The sequence below is a fragment of the Pseudomonas bubulae genome (assembly GCF_037023725.1).
Taxonomy (GTDB): domain Bacteria; phylum Pseudomonadota; class Gammaproteobacteria; order Pseudomonadales; family Pseudomonadaceae; genus Aquipseudomonas; species Aquipseudomonas bubulae.
Map to the genome: position 1 here is coordinate 3,614,370 of NZ_CP146077.1, position 17,936 is coordinate 3,632,305.

At 61.1% G+C, this 17,936-nt stretch carries 17 protein-coding genes; 4 read left to right on the plus strand and 13 right to left on the minus strand.

Going from position 1 to position 17,936, the window contains the following annotated elements:
- Positions 1-2: 2 nt before the first annotated feature.
- Entirely contained in the window at positions 3-1,154 is a 1,152-nt protein-coding gene (locus tag V6L81_RS16465; protein WP_095000022.1) for an acyl-CoA dehydrogenase family protein, read from the plus strand.
- A gap of 118 nt (positions 1,155-1,272) precedes the next feature.
- Here the strand turns inward: V6L81_RS16465 and V6L81_RS16470 are convergent, their stop codons facing one another.
- The 5 genes from V6L81_RS16470 to V6L81_RS16490 are packed head-to-tail and all read right to left on the minus strand — an operon-like array spanning position 1,273 to position 6,845.
- The gene (locus V6L81_RS16470; protein WP_095026169.1) at positions 1,273-2,046 is read right to left on the minus strand and encodes an enoyl-CoA hydratase; all 774 of its coding nucleotides are present in this window, start codon (positions 2,044-2,046) and stop codon (positions 1,273-1,275) included.
- Between the two features lie 16 nt (positions 2,047-2,062).
- On the minus strand, positions 2,063-3,190 hold the full coding sequence (locus tag V6L81_RS16475; protein WP_095021148.1) for an acyl-CoA dehydrogenase: 1,128 nt from the start codon (positions 3,188-3,190) through the stop codon (positions 2,063-2,065).
- Positions 3,191-3,199: 9 nt separating this feature from the next.
- Positions 3,200-4,393 carry an acetyl-CoA C-acyltransferase gene (locus V6L81_RS16480; protein WP_338660164.1) on the minus strand — a complete coding sequence of 398 codons (1,194 nt, stop codon included), beginning with the start codon at positions 4,391-4,393 and terminating at the stop codon, positions 3,200-3,202.
- Between the two features lie 10 nt (positions 4,394-4,403).
- Positions 4,404-5,171, minus strand: coding sequence for an SDR family NAD(P)-dependent oxidoreductase (locus tag V6L81_RS16485; RefSeq protein WP_095021149.1), 768 nt, complete (start codon positions 5,169-5,171; stop codon positions 4,404-4,406).
- A gap of 15 nt (positions 5,172-5,186) precedes the next feature.
- Entirely contained in the window at positions 5,187-6,845 is a 1,659-nt protein-coding gene (locus V6L81_RS16490) for an AMP-binding protein (RefSeq protein ID WP_338660165.1), read from the minus strand.
- Between the two features lie 201 nt (positions 6,846-7,046).
- Here V6L81_RS16490 and V6L81_RS16495 point away from each other — a divergent pair, with 201 nt between their 5' ends.
- From V6L81_RS16495 to V6L81_RS16505, 3 genes are all read left to right on the plus strand, one after another.
- A complete protein-coding gene (locus V6L81_RS16495) occupies positions 7,047-7,406 on the plus strand; it encodes a VOC family protein (protein ID WP_095021151.1) in 360 nt (119 codons plus the stop codon).
- Between the two features lie 265 nt (positions 7,407-7,671).
- Entirely contained in the window at positions 7,672-8,064 is a 393-nt protein-coding gene (locus V6L81_RS16500) for a type II toxin-antitoxin system RelE/ParE family toxin (RefSeq protein ID WP_306452835.1), read from the plus strand.
- Positions 7,994-8,296, plus strand: coding sequence for an addiction module antidote protein (locus tag V6L81_RS16505; RefSeq protein ID WP_095000014.1), 303 nt, complete (start codon positions 7,994-7,996; stop codon positions 8,294-8,296). Before V6L81_RS16500 ends, V6L81_RS16505 begins: the two co-directional genes overlap by 71 nt.
- A 60-nt stretch (positions 8,297-8,356) precedes the next feature.
- Here the strand turns inward: V6L81_RS16505 and V6L81_RS16510 are convergent, their stop codons facing one another.
- From V6L81_RS16510 to V6L81_RS16545, 8 genes are all read right to left on the minus strand, one after another.
- Positions 8,357-9,739 carry a DUF1329 domain-containing protein gene (locus V6L81_RS16510; RefSeq protein ID WP_232527576.1) on the minus strand — a complete coding sequence of 461 codons (1,383 nt, stop codon included), beginning with the start codon at positions 9,737-9,739 and terminating at the stop codon, positions 8,357-8,359.
- 88 nt (positions 9,740-9,827) lie between these two features.
- Positions 9,828-11,516 (minus strand): class I adenylate-forming enzyme family protein, encoded by a 1,689-nt coding sequence (locus tag V6L81_RS16515; protein ID WP_130871347.1) that lies wholly within the window; start codon positions 11,514-11,516, stop codon positions 9,828-9,830.
- Positions 11,517-11,553: 37 nt separating this feature from the next.
- On the minus strand, positions 11,554-12,693 hold the full coding sequence (locus V6L81_RS16520; RefSeq protein ID WP_095018447.1) for an acyl-CoA dehydrogenase family protein: 1,140 nt from the start codon (positions 12,691-12,693) through the stop codon (positions 11,554-11,556).
- Positions 12,694-12,704: 11 nt separating this feature from the next.
- The gene (locus V6L81_RS16525; protein WP_338660166.1) at positions 12,705-13,895 is read right to left on the minus strand and encodes an acyl-CoA dehydrogenase family protein; all 1,191 of its coding nucleotides are present in this window, start codon (positions 13,893-13,895) and stop codon (positions 12,705-12,707) included.
- A gap of 142 nt (positions 13,896-14,037) precedes the next feature.
- Positions 14,038-15,207, minus strand: coding sequence for an acyl-CoA dehydrogenase family protein (locus V6L81_RS16530; RefSeq protein ID WP_095018445.1), 1,170 nt, complete (start codon positions 15,205-15,207; stop codon positions 14,038-14,040).
- Positions 15,208-16,386 (minus strand): lipid-transfer protein, encoded by a 1,179-nt coding sequence (locus tag V6L81_RS16535; protein WP_095000008.1) that lies wholly within the window; start codon positions 16,384-16,386, stop codon positions 15,208-15,210.
- A gap of 17 nt (positions 16,387-16,403) precedes the next feature.
- Entirely contained in the window at positions 16,404-16,823 is a 420-nt protein-coding gene (locus V6L81_RS16540; protein WP_095018444.1) for a MaoC family dehydratase, read from the minus strand.
- Positions 16,795-17,928, minus strand: a complete 1,134-nt coding sequence (locus V6L81_RS16545) for an acyl-CoA dehydrogenase family protein (protein ID WP_095021155.1) — start codon at positions 17,926-17,928, stop codon at positions 16,795-16,797. The genes V6L81_RS16540 and V6L81_RS16545 overlap by 29 nt, the downstream gene beginning before the upstream one ends.
- Positions 17,929-17,936 lie beyond the last annotated feature (8 nt).

A 17,936-nucleotide genomic window follows, 5' to 3' on the forward strand; every position in this document is an offset into this window, starting at 1 on the left:
CCATGCAAGACATCGAACTGAGCGAAGAACAAGTGATGATCCGCGACATGGCTCGCGACTTTGCCCGGCGTGAAATCGCTCCCCATGCCCAGGCCTGGGAAAAAGCCGGCTGGATCGACGACGCGCTGGTGGCCAAGCTTGGCGAACTGGGGTTGCTGGGCATGGTGGTGCCGGAGGAATGGGGTGGCACTTATGTCGATTACGTCGCCTACGCCCTGGCCGTGGAGGAAATCTCAGCGGGCGATGCCGCTACCGGCGCCCTGATGAGCATCCACAATTCGGTGGGCTGCGGGCCGATACTGAAATACGGCAGCGAGGCACAAAAACAGACCTGGCTGGCGGAGCTGGCCAGCGGCCAGACCATCGCCTGCTTCTGTCTGACCGAACCCCAGGCCGGCTCCGAAGCCCATAACCTGCGCACCCGCGCCGAGTTGCGTGACGGTCAATGGGTGATTACCGGTGCCAAGCAGTTTGTCAGCAATGGCAAGCGCGCCAAACTGGCCATTGTCTTTGCGGTAACCGACCCTGATCTGGGCAAAAAAGGTATTTCGGCGTTTTTGGTACCCACCGCCACCCCCGGTTTTATTGTCGACCGCACCGAACACAAAATGGGCATCCGCGCCTCGGACACCTGCGCGGTAACCCTCAACAGCTGCAGCGTGCCTGAAGCCAATATGCTCGGCGAGCGCGGCAAGGGGCTGGCCATTGCCCTGGCCAACCTGGAAGGCGGGCGAATCGGCATTGGCGCCCAGGCATTGGGCATCGCCCGTGCGGCCTTCGAGGCAGCACTGGGTTACGCCCGTGACCGGGTGCAATTTGACAAGGCGATCATTGAGCACCAGAGCGTGGCCAATATGCTCGCCGACATGCAGACCCGCATCAATGCGGCACGCCTGCTGATCCTGCATGCGGCGCGCCTGCGCAGCGCGGGCAAGCCCTGTCTGTCAGAAGCTTCGCAAGCCAAACTGTTTGCTTCGGAAATGGCCGAGTATGTGTGTTCCAAAGCCATCCAGATCCACGGTGGCTATGGCTACCTTGAAGACTATCCGGTGGAGCGCTACTACCGCGATGCGCGGATTACCCAGATTTATGAAGGGTCGAGCGAGATTCAGCGCATGGTGATTGCGCGGGAGCTGAAGAATTATCTGCTTTAGAAACTGATTCACAACCTGTGGGAGCGGGCTTGCTCGCGATGCAGTCGGCTCGGTGCAGCTGACACACCGCGTTGAGGCTATCGCGAGCAAGCCCGCTCCCACATAGAGGCATGTGCAGTTATTGGTTCTTGAACTGCGCCTCGCGTTTTTCAACAAACGCCGCCATGCCTTCTTTCTGATCCTGTGTGGCGAACAAGGCGTGGAATACCCGACGCTCGAAACGCACACCTTCAGCCAGGTTCACCTCAAAGGCACGGTTGACGCATTCCTTGGTCTGCATCAGCACCGGCAGGGACTTTTTGGCAATGGTGGCCGCTACCTTCAGCGCTTCGTCGAGCAATTCATCCACCGGCACCACACGGGCCACCAACCCCGAACGTTCCGCCTCTTCTGCGCCTATCAAACGCCCGCTCAGGCACATTTCCATGGCCTTGGCCTTGCCCACCGCACGGGTCAGGCGCTGTGTGCCGCCCATGCCCGGCAACACCCCCAGGTTGATTTCAGGCTGGCCGAATTTGGCGTTGTCCCCGGCCAGAATAAAGTCACACATCATTGCCAGTTCACAACCGCCACCCAGGGCAAAACCCGCGACTGCAGCAATAATCGGCTTGCGCCTGGCCGCCACACGGTCGCTGTCGGAAAACAGGTCATCAAGATAAATTTGCGGGTAGCTCAGGTCGGCCATCTCCTTGATGTCCGCACCGGCAGCAAAGGATTTCTTCGAGCCGGTGATAACGATACAGCCAATCCCGTTATCGGCTTCCAGGCTGTCCAGCGCGTGGTTTACTTCGCGGATCAATTGCGCATTCAGAGCATTCAGCGCCTGGGGGCGGTTCAGGGTAATCAGGCCCACTTGCCCATGGATGTCCAACAGAATGGTTTCGTAGCTCATCGCTAATGTCCTCGATTCAAAGATTGCGCGAAATGACCATGCGCTGAATATCACTGGTGCCTTCATAGATCTGGCACACCCGCACATCGCGGTAGATCCGTTCCAGCGGGAAGTCGCTCAAATAGCCATAACCGCCCAGGGTTTGCAACGCCTTGGAGCACACGCGCTCGGCCATTTCCGATGCAAACAGCTTGGCTTGCGAGGCCTCGACCAGCGCCGATTGCCCACTGTCACGCAGTGCCGCAGCGTAATGGACCATCTGCCGGGCGACGGCGATTTCCGTCGACATATCGGCCAGGCGAAACGCCACCGCCTGATGCTCCACCAGGGGCTGGCCAAAGGTCACGCGTTCGCGGGCATAGTCGCGGGCCGCTTCAAAGGCTGCACGGGCCATGCCTACGGCTTGTGCAGCAATACCGATGCGCCCGCCTTCCAGGTTGCCCAGGGCAATCTTGTAGCCTTGCCCCTCTTCGCCCAGGCGGTTGGCCACCGGTATCTTCAGGTCAGTAAACAGAATCTGGCAGGTGTCCGATGCATGCTGCCCCAGTTTGTCTTCAACCCGGGCCACGCTGTAACCCGGAGTATCCGTGGGTACGATAAACGCGGTAATGCCACGCTTGCCCGCCGCCGGGTCCGTCACCGCAAACACGATCACCACTCCGGCGTTTTGCCCTGAGGTAATGAACTGCTTGCAGCCATTGAGAATGTAATGATCGCCTTCGCGGCGGGCTCGGGTTTTCAGGTCACTGGCATCGGAGCCGGCCTGCGGCTCGGTGAGGGCAAACGCGCCGAGCATTTCACCGCTGGCCAGGGGGATCAGAAATTGCTGTTTTTGCGCCTCGCTGCCGTATTTGAGAATCGGCACGCAACCCACCGAGTTATGCACGCTCATGATCGTGGAGCACGAGCCGTCACCGGCGGCGACTTCTTCAAGGGCCATGGCATAGGCCTGATAACCCGTGTCACAACCGCCCCACTCCTCGGGCACCAGCATGCCGAAAAACCCTAATTGAGCCATCTCGGCAATTGCCTCACGAGGAAACCGATGCTGCTTGTCCCACTCGGCGGCAAAGGGTTTGAGGCGTTCCTGGGCAAACTCTCGGGCTGCTTCGCGTATTTGTAATTGTTCGGGTGTAGGCAGCATACAAAATCCTTAATACAGACATTCCACGGCAATGGCCGTGGCTTCACCGCCGCCGATGCAGATGGCGGCAACACCGCGTGTAGCCTTTTGCTGGCGCAATGCCGAGAGCAAAGTCACCAGTATTCGCGCACCCGAAGCCCCAATCGGATGCCCCAGGGCACAGGCGCCGCCGTAGATATTGACCTTGCTGTGGGGGATATCCAGCTCGGTCATGGTTACCAGGCTGACCACCGCGAACGCTTCGTTGATTTCAAACAGATCGACCTGGTTCAGATCCCAGCCAGTGCTGCTCATCAGGCGCTTGATTGCCCCCACCGGTGCAGTCGGAAACAACCCCGGCTCATCGGCAAAGGCGGCGTGGCCGTGGATAACCGCCAACGGCTTGAGGCCACGTCTTTGCGCTTCGCTGCGACGCATCAGTACCAGCGCCGCCGCACCGTCGGAAATCGAGCTGGAGTTGGCCGCCGTCACCGTACCGCCCTCGCGGAACGCCGGTTTCAGGGTTGGAATTTTTGCCAGATTGGCCTTGGGCGGCTGCTCGTCATCACTGATCAGGCGCTGCTCTTTACCCACGGTCACCTGCACCGGGACGATCTCGCTGCTAAAACTGCCGTCCTTGATGGCCTGCTGCGCACGGGTCAGGGAGGCCACGGCAAAGGCATCCTGAGCTTCACGGGTAAAACCGTGATTCTGGGCGCAGTCTTCGGCAAAAGTCCCCATCAGGCGGCCACGGTCATAGGCGTCTTCCAGGCCGTCGAGGAACATGTGATCCAGCACCCGGCCATGGCCCATGCGGTAACCGCTGCGGGCGCGATCAAGCAGGTACGGCGCATTGGACATGCTCTCCATGCCCCCTGCCACCACCACATCGGCACTGCCGGCCAGCAGCCTGTCGTGCCCAAGAATGGCCGCTTCCATGCCCGAGCCGCACATCTTGTTCAGTGTGGTGCAACGGGTACCCTTGTCCAGCCCGGCCCCCAGGGCGGCCTGACGGGCAGGTGCCTGGCCGATGCCTGCCGACAGCACACAGCCAAACAACACTTCTTGCACACCATCGGCAGCAACACCCGCGCGTTCAACCGCTGCACGGATCGCCGCAGAGCCCAGTTGCGGCGCGGTCAGGCCCTTGAAGTCCCCCTGAAAGCCGCCCATGGGCGTACGCGCAGCACTTACGATTACAACCGGATCATTGCTGATTGTCATATCTCACCTCTTATTTCGCGGCCATGCGCAAGGCACCGTCGAGTCGGATCACCTCACCATTGAGCATGCTGTTTTCAATAATGTGACGCACCAGCGAGGCGTACTCGTCAGGCTTGCCCAAGCGTGGTGGAAATGGCACACCGGCGGCCAGCGATGCACGCACTTCAGGCGTCATGCCAGCCATCATCGGGGTTTCAAAAATACCCGGGGCGATGGTCATTACCCGAATGCCGAAGCGTGCCAGTTCACGGGCTGCAGGCAAGGTCAGGCTGGCAATCGCGCCCTTGGATGCTGCATAAGCTGCCTGACCGATCTGACCGTCGAATGCCGCGACCGAAGCCGTGTTGATGATCACCCCGCGCTCGCCCTCGGCATCGGCAGTGGTTTCGGCAATCGCCGCTGCAGCCAGACGCAACATGTTGAAGCTGCCAATCAGGTTGACGTTGATCACCTGGCTGAATGAGTCCAGCCCATGGGGGCCGTTTTTACCGAGGATCTTTTCACCGCGCACAATGCCGGCACAGTTGACCAGCCCGTTGACCGCGCCAAAGGCGGCCACTGTAGCGGCCACTGCCGCCTGGGCGGCATCTGCCTGGCTGATGTCCGCCACAGCGCTGCGCGCCTGCTCGCCCAACGCCAGGGCCTGGGCGGCCACTGCTTCGGCGTTCAGGTCCACCAGCATCACTTTGGCACCTGCCTTGACCAGCATGTGCGCCGTGGCGGCACCCAGCCCCGATGCACCACCGGTGACGATAAAAACCTTGTTTTCGATTTGCATGATGATTCCTGAAAGTTAGACGCTGGCGCTTGCGGCCAGCTCAGCCTTGGCGATTTCCTGATTGCGCAAAATAAAGCGCTGCAACTTGCCGCTGGGTGTCTTCGGCAATTCGCTGACAAATTCGATTTCACGGGGGTAAGCGTGGGCAGCCAGCCGTTGACGCACGTGCAGGCGCAGGGTTTCAGCCAGTTGTGCATCCCCCAGATACTGAGGGTTCAACACCACAAAGGCTTTGACCAGCTCGGTGCGTTCACGGTCCGGCTTGCCCACCACGGCGGCCTCTACCACCGCCGGGTGTTCGATCAGGGCGCTTTCCACATCAAAAGGCCCGACGCGGTAACCGGACGTGGTAATCACGTCGTCGCTGCGCCCGACAAAACTGATGCTGCCGTCCGGGTTCAGCTCCACGGTATCGCCACTCAGGTAATAGTTGCCGACAAAAGCCTTGGTCTTGAAGCCTTCGTAGCCACCAAACCAGCACATCGGCGACTGGCTGCGATCAACCGCCAGAATCCCCGGCTGGCCAACGGGCAGCTCCTGATGATTGTCATCGAGCACCACGATGCGGTGGCCCGGCGAGGCAAAACCGGCGGCGCCCATATGCACCGGATGATCGAGCCCGTGATGGTTGCACAGCACCATGCCGACTTCGGTCTGGCCATAGTGGTCGTGGATGGTGACGTTGAGTTCATCGGCAAACCAGCGGATGACTTCGGGGTTGAGCGGCTCCCCGGCACTGCTGACCACGCGCAACTGGCCCTTGATCTTGCTGGCGAAGGCGCCACCGGCCGCAATCAACAGGCGATAGGCGGTGGGCGAACCGGTCAGGTTGGTAATACCGTATTTCCTGATGACCCGGCAGGTACTTTCGACCGTGAACGGGCCGTCGTACAGGGTGATCGGGTGGCCCATCGACAGTGGCCCGGTGATGCCGAAATAAATGCCATAGGCCCAGCCCGGATCTGCCAGGTTCCAGAACGAATCCTCGGGGCGCAGCCCCACTGCATCACGGGTGTAGCTCTGGAATGCAACGATGGCCTTGAGCGGCACCAGCAGCGGCTTGGCCGGGCCGGTAGTGCCTGAGGTAAACATCAGCAGGAACGGATCTTCACCGCTCAGCATCACCGGCTCACAGGTAGCCGGGTAGTTGTCCAGCTCTGCCCAGAAACTGAAGTCGCCACGTACCAGGCCCTGCCCCTTGGCTCCCGCCACCGTGACAATGGCCGGACAGTCATTGACCTCGTCCAACTTGACGCGGTTGACCGCATCGGTGACCACCAGCACGGCCCCCGAGCTGTTAAGCCGGTGTTCAATGGCCTTTGGCCCGAATGCAGTGAACAGGGGCTGGTAGATGGCACCAATGCGCCAGGCGGCGAATGCGACGATCAACAACTCGACATTGCGTGGCAGCAAACCTGCCACCTTGTCGCCCTGCTTGACACCCTGGGCGAGGAGAAAATTGGCAAAGCGCGCGGCCTGCTCCTGCAACTGAGTGAAGGTATAAGTCGCGCTGCTGGCATCGCGCCCCTCCCAGAACAACGCAATGCGGCCCGGCAAGGCATGACGGTCGCAGCACTCGACACAGGCATTGATCGCTGCCAGATGGCCATCCAGCGCACCGGCTACCGTGCGTTGGTAGTCAAAATCAGTCATCGAACTCAGATAGTCGCGCATCAGCAGAATCCCTCGGTCTTTATTTTTAGGATGGGAACCGTGAAAAATCCTGCTGATAATCGCCCTGCGAAGGCTCTGCAACAATGGTCAAAACACTCAAGCTGGGTGACTGCTTTGGCCAATGGCTACGAGCTTCTTGCGCTGATGAGAACCGCATGGCATTCAGCCAGTCACTTATCTATATTTGAGCCTCATAAGGAGATGCCCGTGACTACTGACAACCGCCAAAACAGAATCGACAACATCGAATTCAACGTCCATGACATCGCGCGCAGCAAAGTCTTTTATGGCGCCGTGTTCGGCTGGACCTTCACCGACTTTGGCCCCACCTACAGCGAATTCAGCGATGGGCGCCTGAGCGGCGGCTTCACCACTGGCGAACCTGTACGCCCCGGTGGCCCGCTGATCATTCTGTACGCCGACGACCTGGCCCAGGCTCAGCAAGCCATCAGCGCTGCCGGAGGTCTCATCAGCCGACCTGAATTCAAGTTTCCCGGCGGCAGCCGCTTCCACTTCACCGACCTGGATGGCTACGAATTGGCCGTGTGGTCGCAGGCATAATTAATCACTCCCCTTCGACACAACCCTCCCCCTCCCCCGGCAATGACTTGTTGCATTACCGGGGTCTGCCGCTGCGCCGCAAATGCGCCTATGTAATAAAACCTGCACAACCTTGCGATCCATCCTAATTGCCCTCGCTACACCGCAGCCCTAGCTTTGCCACGGCCACCTTCAATCACATTGAATGTGGGTCTGCACTGACGAACAGCCGTGCTTGGCGGTTAAAAATAATTGACCAAAGGGTAGCTTCAAAGCTACATTTCAAATGCTAGAGATAAGACACTACCTCAGCGAAACAGGTAACGACCCCTACCAGCAGTGGCTGGACCACTTAAAGGATCGCACGGCCAAGGCACGCATCACCGTGCGGGTCAACCGGCTTTCAGCGGGCGCTTTTGGTGATTGCAAAGCCCTGTGCCAGGGCGTATGGGAATTGCGTATAGATCACGGACCAGGCTATCGGCTGTATTACGCTCGGGACGGCAAAAAACTGGTGTTGCTGCTGCTGGGGGTGGCGACAAGCGCCAGCAACAGGCCGATATCGAAAAAGCCGTGCGCTGCTGGAACGAGTATCAGAAGAGGAAGCCATGAACAAAACCAAGAATCACGACGAATCCGTTATCGAGATGATCCGCCAGGATCCCGAATTTGCCATTGAATACCTGCGTATCGCCATTGATGAGCTCGATGAAGAAGGTGGCCAGGCCAGCTTTCTGACCGCGTTGCGCCATGTTGTCGAAGCACGGGGCGGCATGGCACAAATAGCCGAAAAGGCCGGGCTTTCCCGCGAAAGCCTGTACCGCGCCCTTTCGCCCAAGGGCAACCCGACACTGCGCACCATGCGTCAGGTCGTCCATGCCACCGGAATGACGTTTGCCTCACTGACCTGAGCCCATGAAAAAGCCCCGCAGGCGTTACACCGACGGGGCTTTTACCTGCAACCCTGCTGTTTACCTCCCCATCGCCCGCGCCGCATCAGCGGTGTACTGGTCAGGGGTGAACTTGCCTTCGTTGAGGATCGGGCCTTTCTTGGCTTCGTTGGTCATGCCGTAGCCGGTGTACTGCCCCGAGTTCAAGTCCATGAAGAACTGTGAACCGGCCTGCCAGCCACTCATGTCCGGGTGGTAGTAGTAGTTGATCATGGCGTGTTTCCACAACTGGCCACGCGCGTCGTAGTTGTCCGCCAGCACCGAGTTCCAGGTGTCTTCGTCGAGGAACAGTACACGCTTGCCGTATACGTGGCGGTAGCCTTCCTTGAGGTCGGCTTCAACCACCCACACCCGGCGCAGCTCATAACGCATCAAGTCCGGATTGGGGTGATTGGGCGTCAGCATGTCAGCGTATTTCACCGTACCTGCGTTGGGCTTGTAGGCGTTGGCCGGGATGTAGATTTCGCGCTTGCCCAGCAGCTTCCAGTTGTAGCGCTCCGGCGAGCCGTTATACAAACGGTCTTCGTCCACAGTCATGGTGCCATTGGTACCGATCATCGGCTGGTCGTAGCCGTAGCCTGGCAACAGTCGCACACGACGGGTCGAAGGGCTGTAGCTCCAGGCCTGGCGCGGGTCGGTGGCGAAGTTGTAGGGTTCGTGGGAGATGCTCAGCGTGCCGTTGTCACGGGTCGGCTTGAGGGTCATGTTGTTGCTCATGGCCTGGAGCTTGTTTTCAGTCCTGGGTTCTACCGTAGGCGAGTTGGCCATGGCCAGGTTACGGGCATAGGCACGGCCCCAGCCAATGCTGCCGTTGGGCAGCACGGAGGCCAGGTCACTGGTTTTTTCTTCGGTCCAGGCACGGGCCGGCAGTTGGTGGTTCCACAGCGCTTCCATGCCGTTTTTAGGAATCGGGAACGGCACTTGTCCCAGCCCTTCAAAGCCCATGCCATCATTGACCAGCTTGGCGTTCAAGGCGTTGTTCATGACCCGCTGGCACACGTAATCCGGGTAGCGGTAGTCACGGTGACCGGTGTAGATGTTCATCTTGTAGGTGGTCGGATAACGCTTGAGCAGCGCCTTCTGGCCTTCGGTCAGTTTGTCTTCGTACTGGGCCATGTTCTGCGCGGTAATCACCAGAATCGGCTTCTCCGCAGCGTAGGGGTCAACCGGCTGGTCGCCGGAAAACTTCACATGGTTCCAACCCGGCACTTCGCCCAGGTACTTGCCGGTATACGCAGGGATGGTGCCCGCGGCGTTACCCGCCTGCTCTGCCCCTACACAGGTCAGCTCCTTGCCCAGTTTGGCCGCTTCTGCGGGCGATACCTGAGCAGATGCCGTGCCGATGGCGACCACGTTGACGGCCATGGCGGCTGCGAGCATTACGCCTGTTCTTGTTATTTTCATGTATTGCCTCCTACGCGAATAAGGCTTGCTGGGGGTGTGCATCCATTCTTCGCCAATCAGCGGCGAGCACATCGTCCACAGAGACTACTCAGGCCGTTACCAGCAGTTCCTTGAGCACACTTTTTAGCGTCTTGCCCGAGGCATTGCGGGCAAAGGGTGTGTGCTGCACATGGATCTGCGCCGGCACCTTGTAGCTGGCCAGGCGCTGGGCGATAAAACTGCGCACGGCTTCGCTGCCTGGGGTTGCATCCGGCTCGCCCCGCACCACCAGAAACACCACTTCACCCAGCACATCATCAGGTACGGCAAATGCTGCCGCTTCAATCACCCCGGGCATTTCACAGGCACAGGACTCAACTTCGGCAGCAGCTATTTTCTCGCCGCCGCGATTGATCAGATCCTTGGCGCGATCCGTGATGTAGAGGAAGCCTTCGTCATCCAGCAAGCCGATATCGCCGGTGTCGAGCCAGCCATCGCACAGGGTCCGCGCACTGGCTTCGGGCAGGTTCCAGTATTCGCTCATCAGGGTTGGCGAGCGCATCCAGATCAGCCCGCTGACCCCGGCCGGCACGGGGCGATCCGGGCTGTCACCGATACGCACATCGACAATCGGCAAGGGCCACCCGGCCGATGCCGGTTTGTAGACGAACTGGTCGCCACCATGGGCCGCACAGATGCCATTACTTTCGGTCAGGCCATAGCCGCTGCCACCGATTGCTTCGGGCTTGCGCCGGGTCAGGTTGTCCAGCAGGCTGCTGGAGGGTGCCGCACCGCCCAGGCCCAGCCCGAACAGGCTCGCAGTGTCGGAGCTGCCAAAACGTGGCGAAGCCAGCAGTTGCTGCATCATCACCGGCGCACCGTTGAACTGGGTGCATTGTTCGTCACGTATCAGGTCGAGGGCTTTTTCCACGTCCCACTTGTACATCAGCAGCAAGCGCCGCCCACTGCGCAAGGCCAGCAGAAACTGGGCATGCAGGCCACTGACATGGAACAGCGGCACCGCCATCAGGGTGGCGGGAGCATAGCCGCTATTGATTACCACACTGATGCGTTCCGGCGAACTGACCGCACAGAATGCCCCCTGGAACTCCAGGGCGACCAGCGCCTGGCAGACTGCGCCATGGGTCGACAACACGCCCTTGGCCAGGCTGGTGGTGCCCGAGGTGTAGAGGATCATCGCCGGATCACTGGCACTGACCGACTGTACCGGCACGCTCAGCGCCGGGGCTGCCAGCAGGTCCTCCAGCCGATGGCAATGCTCCTCAAGCGGCACGCCTGCGCGCAACCCCGCCACCACGGTCGCCAGCCCCTGCTGGCGCAGGTCATTGGCGAGCAACTGCAAGCGTGGCTCGTCGCACAGCAACAGGGATGCGCCGCTGTCCTGCAGACCGTGGAACAGTTCGTCACGCAGCCCCCAGCTGTTGAGCGGTACACACACCGCACCGCAACGCTGGATGGCGGCAAACGCCACCAGCCAGGCGGGCTGATTGCGCATGGCAATGGCCACGCGATCACCCTTGCGCAAGCCAAAGGTCTCGACCAGTTGCCCCGCCAGGCGATCCACCTGATCGAAAAACTGGCTGAATGTCAGGCGCTGCTGCTCCCACACCAGAAATTCACGGTCACCGTGGATGCGCCCGCTATCAATCGCGGCCCAGACGCTGGCGGCGGTATGACGAAAAAATTTCGGCCCGCCATCGGCGGGTGTCTGTACTTCAAAAGGCGAGCCGGCACCAATCAGTTGCTGCCAGGCGCTCTGCCATTGTTCAAGTTTCATCTTGTTATTCTCCTGACTCGAACTGCCCGCTACAGGCTCAAGCGTGCGCCAGCTCCAGGGCTCCATAGCGCTCGCAGTGATAATCGGCATCGCCAAGGGTTGCCTGGGCCACCCGGATACGCTTGAGAAACAGGCCCACATCCAGCTCGTCGGTGACACCGATGCCGCCGTGCATCTGCACCGCCTCGTTGGCCACCTTGATCGCCGTCTGCCCGGCCTTCCACTTGGCCAGGCTGGCCAGGCGCTGACGCTCGGCCTCGCTCAGGCTGCTGTCGTCCAGCGCCGCCAGACCGGCCATCACGGCGCTGCGTGCCAGTGCCAGATCCACATACAACTGCGCCGCGCGATGTTGCAGGGACTGGAAGGTGCCTATCGCCACATCAAACTGCACACGGGTCTTGAGGTAGTCGAGGGTCAGTTCAAACAGCTTTTCAGACATGCCCAGCATCTCGGCAGCCAGACACACGCGGCCGCGATCCAGGGCGATATTCAAGGCCGGCATGGCAGACCCGGCGGCACCCAGCAAGGCATCAGCCCCGACCTGTACCTGATCCAGCTGCAAGCGCGCATGGTTGCGCGAGTCAATCAGCGGCAACGGGCTGACGGTCAGGCCCGGGGCATCTGCCGGCAGCAGGAACAGACTGATGCCTGCCGTGCCGGTGCGTGCCGCCACCAGATAAGCGTCGGCCCCCACCCCGTCGATAACGAAATATTTATCTCCGCTCAGGCTGTAGCCGTCGCCATTGGCCACAGCTTGCAACGCCACTTTCGCCGGGTTGTGCCGTGGCTGCTCGTCCAGCGCCAGCGCCACCCGCTGCCCCCCGCTGATGGTCGCCGACAGCCAGCGGTCCTGCTGCTGTGCATTGCCTTGCAGGTGCAGCAGCGATCCGCTGAGCACCACACTCGAAAGCAACGGCGTGGCACTGAGATTACAACCGATGGCTTCAAAAATCGGCCCCAGGCCCATGCAGCCAAAATCCAGCCCGCCGAGGTTTTCCGGGAAAGGAATTGCACTCCAGCCCAACGCCACCGCGTCTTGCCACAGTAGCGGGTCAAAGCCGTCCACCTGCGCTTCATCCCGCAAGGCGCGCTGACGGGACACCGGGCTGCGCGCGGCGAGAAATTCGCCGGCGCTGTCGGCCAGCAGTCGTTGATCTTCGTTGTAAAGCAGGTTCATGGTGAGTTTCCTTACTTCACGTCAGGCAGGCCCAGGACCCGCTTGGCAATAACGTTGAGCTGCACTTCCGACGAGCCGCCAGAGATGGTCAGGGCGAAGCTGTTCAACCAGCCGCGGGTGATTGCCTGTTGCTGGGGGCTGAAAGCATCCGGGTCCCAGCCCAGTCCCTGATAGCCCATGACATCGAGCAGCACTTCGAACTTGTCGCGCTCCTGTTCGGTGTGCACCAGCTTCATGATCGACATCAGCCCGCTGACGTCCTGCCCGACGCGGGCGGCTTCGCCCATGCGCTGCACGGTCAGGTTGTAGCTGTGCTCGTTCATGGCCGTGGCCACCGCTCGTGCAACCAGTGCCGACTCGCTCTGGCCGGTGGCCTCGGGCAAGTACTGTTTGACCAGGGGCAACAAATGAAAATGGGTCGGCAAGCTGAACTCGCCAAACTTGGACATGGCCTTGCGTTCGTGTTGCAACAGACGCTTGGCCAGGTTCCAGCCGCCGTGCAGCGGGCCGATCAACTGGCTTTTCGGAACTTTGACGCCATCGAAAAACACCTGACAGAACGCCGACTTGCCGCTGATCAAATCAATCGGCGTAACGCTGACTCCGGGGCTCTTCATGTCCAGTACGATCAGGCTGATGCCCGTGTGCTTGCTGGCCTTGGCATCGGTGCGCACCAGAGCGTACATCCAGTCCGACTTGTCGCCGTAGGAGGTCCAGATTTTGCTGCCATCGACCACAAAGTGATCGCCGGCATCCCGGGCCGATGTTTTCAGGCTGGCCAGATCAGAACCGGCATTGGGCTCGGAGAAGCCCTGGCACCAGCGCACCTCTCCACGGGTCATGGGTGCCAGCAGCTGTTTTTTCTGCTCTTCGGTACCGAACTCCAGCAGCACCGGGCCCAGCATCCAGATGCCCAGGTTGATTTGCGGCGGGCGGCATTTGAGGCGGCGCAGCTCGCTTTCGAGCACGGCGTTGTACTCCGCACTCAGCCCGGCGCCACCGTATTCAACGGGCCACTCGGGGCAGAACCAGCCTTTGTCGCGCATGCGCTCGAACCACAATTGCGCATCTTCACTGGGGAACTCCATCTTGCGGGCCCCCCACACCATTTCGCCTTCAGGGATGGCCTTGCGTTGCGATGGCGGGCAATTGGCCTCAAGCCAGCTGCGGGTGTGTTCTCTGAACTGGTCAATCGCGTTCATGTTGTTTCACCTTTCGGTTCTTGTAGCCGCTGGCGAGGTACGAGGCTGCGACGGGATGAGCAGCAGCCCCGGTGATCTGCAGGGCCTGCGCCCCTTGTCGCAGCCTCGTACCTCGCCAGCGGCTACAGGTTTTCGGCAATGTTTAACGCTGGGTACGCGGCATGCCCAAACCGAACTGGGCGATCAGCTCGCGCTGGATTTCATTGGTGCCACCGCCAAAGGTCAGGGTCACTGAAGCACGCACTTCGTACTCCAGTTCGCCGTGCAGCAGCGCCGCCGGTGAACCGCTGCGTATCAAGCCCGCGGCACCGACCATGTTGCTCAGGACTCGCAATATCTCGATCCCCGACTCCGAGCCGTAGACCTTGGTGGTCGACGCCAGCGCCACGTCCATGCGGTCGCGCTCGAGGTCGGCGGCAATGCGCAGGTTGATCAGGCGCATGGCTTCCAGCCGCGCGTAGCACTGCGCCAGTCCCGCACGCACCCAGGCCTTGTCGGTGGCACGCACGCCTCGTTCATCGGCTGCATTGGCCCACTTCAAGACCCGGCCAAACAGCCCCACGACCTTGTCCGACCAAGCGCCCAGGCCCAGACGCTCGTGGTTAAGTTGTGCCGTGATGAGTTTCCAGCCCCCATTCAACTCGCCCACCAGCATGTCGGTGGGCACCCGCACGTTGTCGTAGTAGGTGGCCGCCGTCGGGATGCTGGTGGTCGGGATCACCGTGCTGGCAAAGCCCGGCGCGCGGGTGTCGAGAATCAGGATCGACACGCCTTTGTGCCGCGGCCGCTCGGCGTCGGTGCGCGCCGCCAGCCAGATGTAGTCAGCCGACTCCGCACCCGAGGTCCAGAGCTTGTTGCCGTTGACCACGAACGCGTCGCCTTCGAGGCGCGCCGTGGTTTTCAGCGCAGCCAGATCGCTGCCTGCATCCGGCTCGGAGTAGCCGATGGCGAAGATGATTTCCCCTGCCGCGATACCCGGCAAAAACCGCGCCTTTTGCTGCTCGGTGCCGTGGGCCATCAACGCCGGCCCCACGGTGCTGATGGTTACGAACGGCAACGGCGCACCGGCGATATTGGCCTCTTCAAAGAAAATAAACTGCTCGGTAGGGCCATAGCCCTGGCCGCCGTGTTCCTTGGGCCAACCCACCGCCAGCCAGCCGTCACGGCCCATCTGGCGGATGGTGTCGCGGTACAGCTGGCCGCCCTCTTTGCCGCGCAATTGCTCACGCAACTGCGGGGTCATCAGGTTCTGGAAGTAGTCCCGCACCTTCAAACGCAGGGCATGTTGTTCTGGCGTCAGGTCGACGAACATTCAGGCTGCTCCCAGAATCAGGCCGCTGGTTGGCACACCGGTGCCGGCCGTCACCAGTACGTTCTCGACATTGTCGACCTGGTTGACCGAGCTGCCGCGCACCTGCCGCACCGCTTCGGCCACGCCGTTCATGCCGTGGATATAAGCCTCGCCCAGTTGCCCGCCATGGGTATTGATCGGGAATTTGCCGCCACGGGCATGGTGCCCGGCGCGAATAAACTCCTTGGCCTCACCGCGTTCGCACAGGCCGAATTCTTCCAGTTGCGGCAGTACAAACGGGGTGAAGTGGTCATAAATGATCGCCGTTTGCAGCGCCTCGGGGCCAAGTCCCGACTGGCGATACAGCTCTTTGGCGACAACGCCCATTTCCGGCAGTCCGGTGATGTCGTCGCGGTAGAACGAGGTCATGATCTGCTGGCCCGAGGTAATGCCCTGGGAACCGGCCTTGATCATCACCGGCTTCTGGCGCAAGTCCCTGGCGCGCTCGGCCGAGGTGATCACCATCGCCACCGCACCGTCGGATTCCTGGCAGCAATCGAGCAGGTGCAGCGGCTCGCAGATCCAGCGCGAAGCCTGGTGTTCTTCCAGGGTGATCGGCTTGCCGTAGAAAAACGCCTGGGGGTTGGTGGCGGCAAAATCCCGTACGGCTACCGCTACGCGGCCAAAGTCTTCGGAGGTGGCCCCGTAGGTATGCATGTAGCGCTGGGCAAACATCCCGACCCAGGATGCCGGCGTGTGCAGGCCGTGGGGCATATACCAGCCGTAGTTGACGTTCTCGAACGTCGGGGTCGAGGCAAAGCCGTAGCTGCCGCTGCCGAAGCGATACCACGAGCGCTCGTTCATGGCACGGTACACCACCACCACTTTGGCCACACCGGTGGCCACGGCCATGGCAGCGTGCATGATCGGCCCGCAGGCAGCACCGCCGCCGTGGGGTACCTGGGAGAAGAACTTGACGTCCTTGCACCCCAGCAACCGAGCGATTTCATATTCCGGCACTTTATCCACCGAGTACGAGCTGAAGCCCTCGACCTCGGAAGGGTCAATACCGGCGTCTTTCAACGCAGCCAGAGTGGCCTCCAGCGCCAGACGCAGTTCGGTGCGCCCGGAGTTTTTCGAAAATTCGGTCGCGCCCAGGCCAACAATGGCCGCGCTGCCGGAAAGTGACGATTGCGTCATGAGTACTGTCTCCGCGATCAGGGCAGAACCAGCGCGACCGTACCGGTCACGTGGTTACCCATGGAATTTTTGCCGCTGAGGGTGATTTCCACCGTGCGGGTAGTGGCATCCTGACGGGTGACCGCGCCATTGAAGGTCATGCTGTCGCCGGGATAATTCGGCGCGCCAAGCTTGATCTTCAGCGAGGCAAAACGCGCCTCGGGGCCGGCCCAGTCTTCGATATAGCGTTGCACCAGGCCGTTGGTGGTGAGGATATTCATGAAGATATGTGGCGAGCCCAACTCCCGCGCCGCCTCTACATCATGGTGGCCGGGGAAATAGTCGCGGGTGGCGATGGCACCACCGGCGATCAGGCCCACGGTGATCGGGATCGCCAGTTCCGGCAGGGTTTCGCCGGGGCGCACGTCGTCAAAGCGCTTGGTGTTCTGCAAGGTCATATTTCCATCCCAGCTTGTCGTTATGGCTCAGCCAGTCGCCGAGGCGTTCAAGGCATGCTGCCGATCCACCCAGGGCACAACCCAGGGCGCGGCTCCAGTAGAGGAAGCGGTGTATCGGGTAGGTCAGGTCGACACCTATGCCGCCATGTACGTGCTGGGCGTTGTGCCCAATCAGATGCCCCGCTTCACAGGCTTGCCAGGCTGTGGCCAGTGCTTCGCTGGGCGCCGGCAAACCGGCGTCCAGGCGGTAGCACAACTGCCACAGGGTGCTGCGCAGCGCTTCGAGGGCGATATGGGCGTTGGCCATGCTCATTTGCACCGCCTGAAAACTGCCAATGCTGCGTTCGAACTGGCGCCGCTCGGTGACGTATTCCACGGTGCGGCGGATCTGCTCGGCACTGACGCCCAGCTGCAGCGCCGCCAGTGCCGCGATGCTGCGCGGCTCCAGCCAGTCCAGCGCGGCTGGCGGGAGCAGGCACTCGGCGCGGATCAGCAGCCCGTCGATATGTACATCGGCAATGGCCTCACCATGGGTCATGCGCCCGGGCACGTGAGTGATCGCCTTGTCGCCCAGCTCGACCAGCGCCAACCGCGGCTGCCCGTCAACACTGACCAGCAGCAATGCCGCCTGCGATTGCTCGGCCAGCGCCAGAGCGCCAACACGGCCTTTGACACGCCAGCCACCGTCAGTCTCTACCCCGTGCAATTGAATGCCATGGGCGTTGAACAGGCCGCTCAAATCCAGGGTCAGCAATGCCCTGCCCGCGGCGGCCTCCTCAGCCCACGCCTGCAATGACGGATCGGCAAACTGCGCGACAGTGGCAGCCGCCAGTTGATGGCGCCACAGCGGCACCTGCCCCAACGCACGGCCCTGAGCCTGTAACACCAGCATCAATTCGGTCATGCCCAGGCCGCTGCCACCCTGTGCTTCAGGGATGGCCAGGGCTTGCAGGCCGGTTTCCACGCACAGTTCCCACAGCGGCTGCATATAGGCCTGCTCACTGGTATCGAACTGGCGCAGGCGGTCATCGCTGCAATAGTCGGCAAACACGCTGCCGGCCATTTCGGCGATGGCGCCCTGGTCTTCGCTAATGTCGAAATCCATGCTGGCTC

What these genes read in the sequence shown, in the direction of transcription:
- V6L81_RS16465 (WP_095000022.1), top strand. Translation starts at nt 3, where the DNA reads ATGCAAGACATCGAACTGAGCGAAGAACAAGTGATGATCCGCGACATG.
- V6L81_RS16470 (WP_095026169.1), bottom strand. Translation starts at nt 2,046, where the DNA reads ATGAGCTACGAAACCATTCTGTTGGACATCCATGGGCAAGTGGGCCTG.
- V6L81_RS16475 (WP_095021148.1), bottom strand. Translation starts at nt 3,190, where the DNA reads ATGCTGCCTACACCCGAACAATTACAAATACGCGAAGCAGCCCGAGAG.
- V6L81_RS16480 (WP_338660164.1), bottom strand. Translation starts at nt 4,393, where the DNA reads ATGACAATCAGCAATGATCCGGTTGTAATCGTAAGTGCTGCGCGTACG.
- V6L81_RS16485 (WP_095021149.1), bottom strand. Translation starts at nt 5,171, where the DNA reads ATGCAAATCGAAAACAAGGTTTTTATCGTCACCGGTGGTGCATCGGGG.
- V6L81_RS16490 (WP_338660165.1), bottom strand. Translation starts at nt 6,845, where the DNA reads ATGCGCGACTATCTGAGTTCGATGACTGATTTTGACTACCAACGCACG.
- V6L81_RS16495 (WP_095021151.1), top strand. Translation starts at nt 7,047, where the DNA reads ATGCCCGTGACTACTGACAACCGCCAAAACAGAATCGACAACATCGAA.
- V6L81_RS16500 (WP_306452835.1), top strand. Translation starts at nt 7,672, where the DNA reads ATGCTAGAGATAAGACACTACCTCAGCGAAACAGGTAACGACCCCTAC.
- V6L81_RS16505 (WP_095000014.1), top strand. Translation starts at nt 7,994, where the DNA reads ATGAACAAAACCAAGAATCACGACGAATCCGTTATCGAGATGATCCGC.
- V6L81_RS16510 (WP_232527576.1), bottom strand. Translation starts at nt 9,739, where the DNA reads ATGAAAATAACAAGAACAGGCGTAATGCTCGCAGCCGCCATGGCCGTC.
- V6L81_RS16515 (WP_130871347.1), bottom strand. Translation starts at nt 11,516, where the DNA reads ATGAAACTTGAACAATGGCAGAGCGCCTGGCAGCAACTGATTGGTGCC.
- V6L81_RS16520 (WP_095018447.1), bottom strand. Translation starts at nt 12,693, where the DNA reads ATGAACCTGCTTTACAACGAAGATCAACGACTGCTGGCCGACAGCGCC.
- V6L81_RS16525 (WP_338660166.1), bottom strand. Translation starts at nt 13,895, where the DNA reads ATGAACGCGATTGACCAGTTCAGAGAACACACCCGCAGCTGGCTTGAG.
- V6L81_RS16530 (WP_095018445.1), bottom strand. Translation starts at nt 15,207, where the DNA reads ATGTTCGTCGACCTGACGCCAGAACAACATGCCCTGCGTTTGAAGGTG.
- V6L81_RS16535 (WP_095000008.1), bottom strand. Translation starts at nt 16,386, where the DNA reads ATGACGCAATCGTCACTTTCCGGCAGCGCGGCCATTGTTGGCCTGGGC.
- V6L81_RS16540 (WP_095018444.1), bottom strand. Translation starts at nt 16,823, where the DNA reads ATGACCTTGCAGAACACCAAGCGCTTTGACGACGTGCGCCCCGGCGAA.
- V6L81_RS16545 (WP_095021155.1), bottom strand. Translation starts at nt 17,928, where the DNA reads ATGGATTTCGACATTAGCGAAGACCAGGGCGCCATCGCCGAAATGGCC.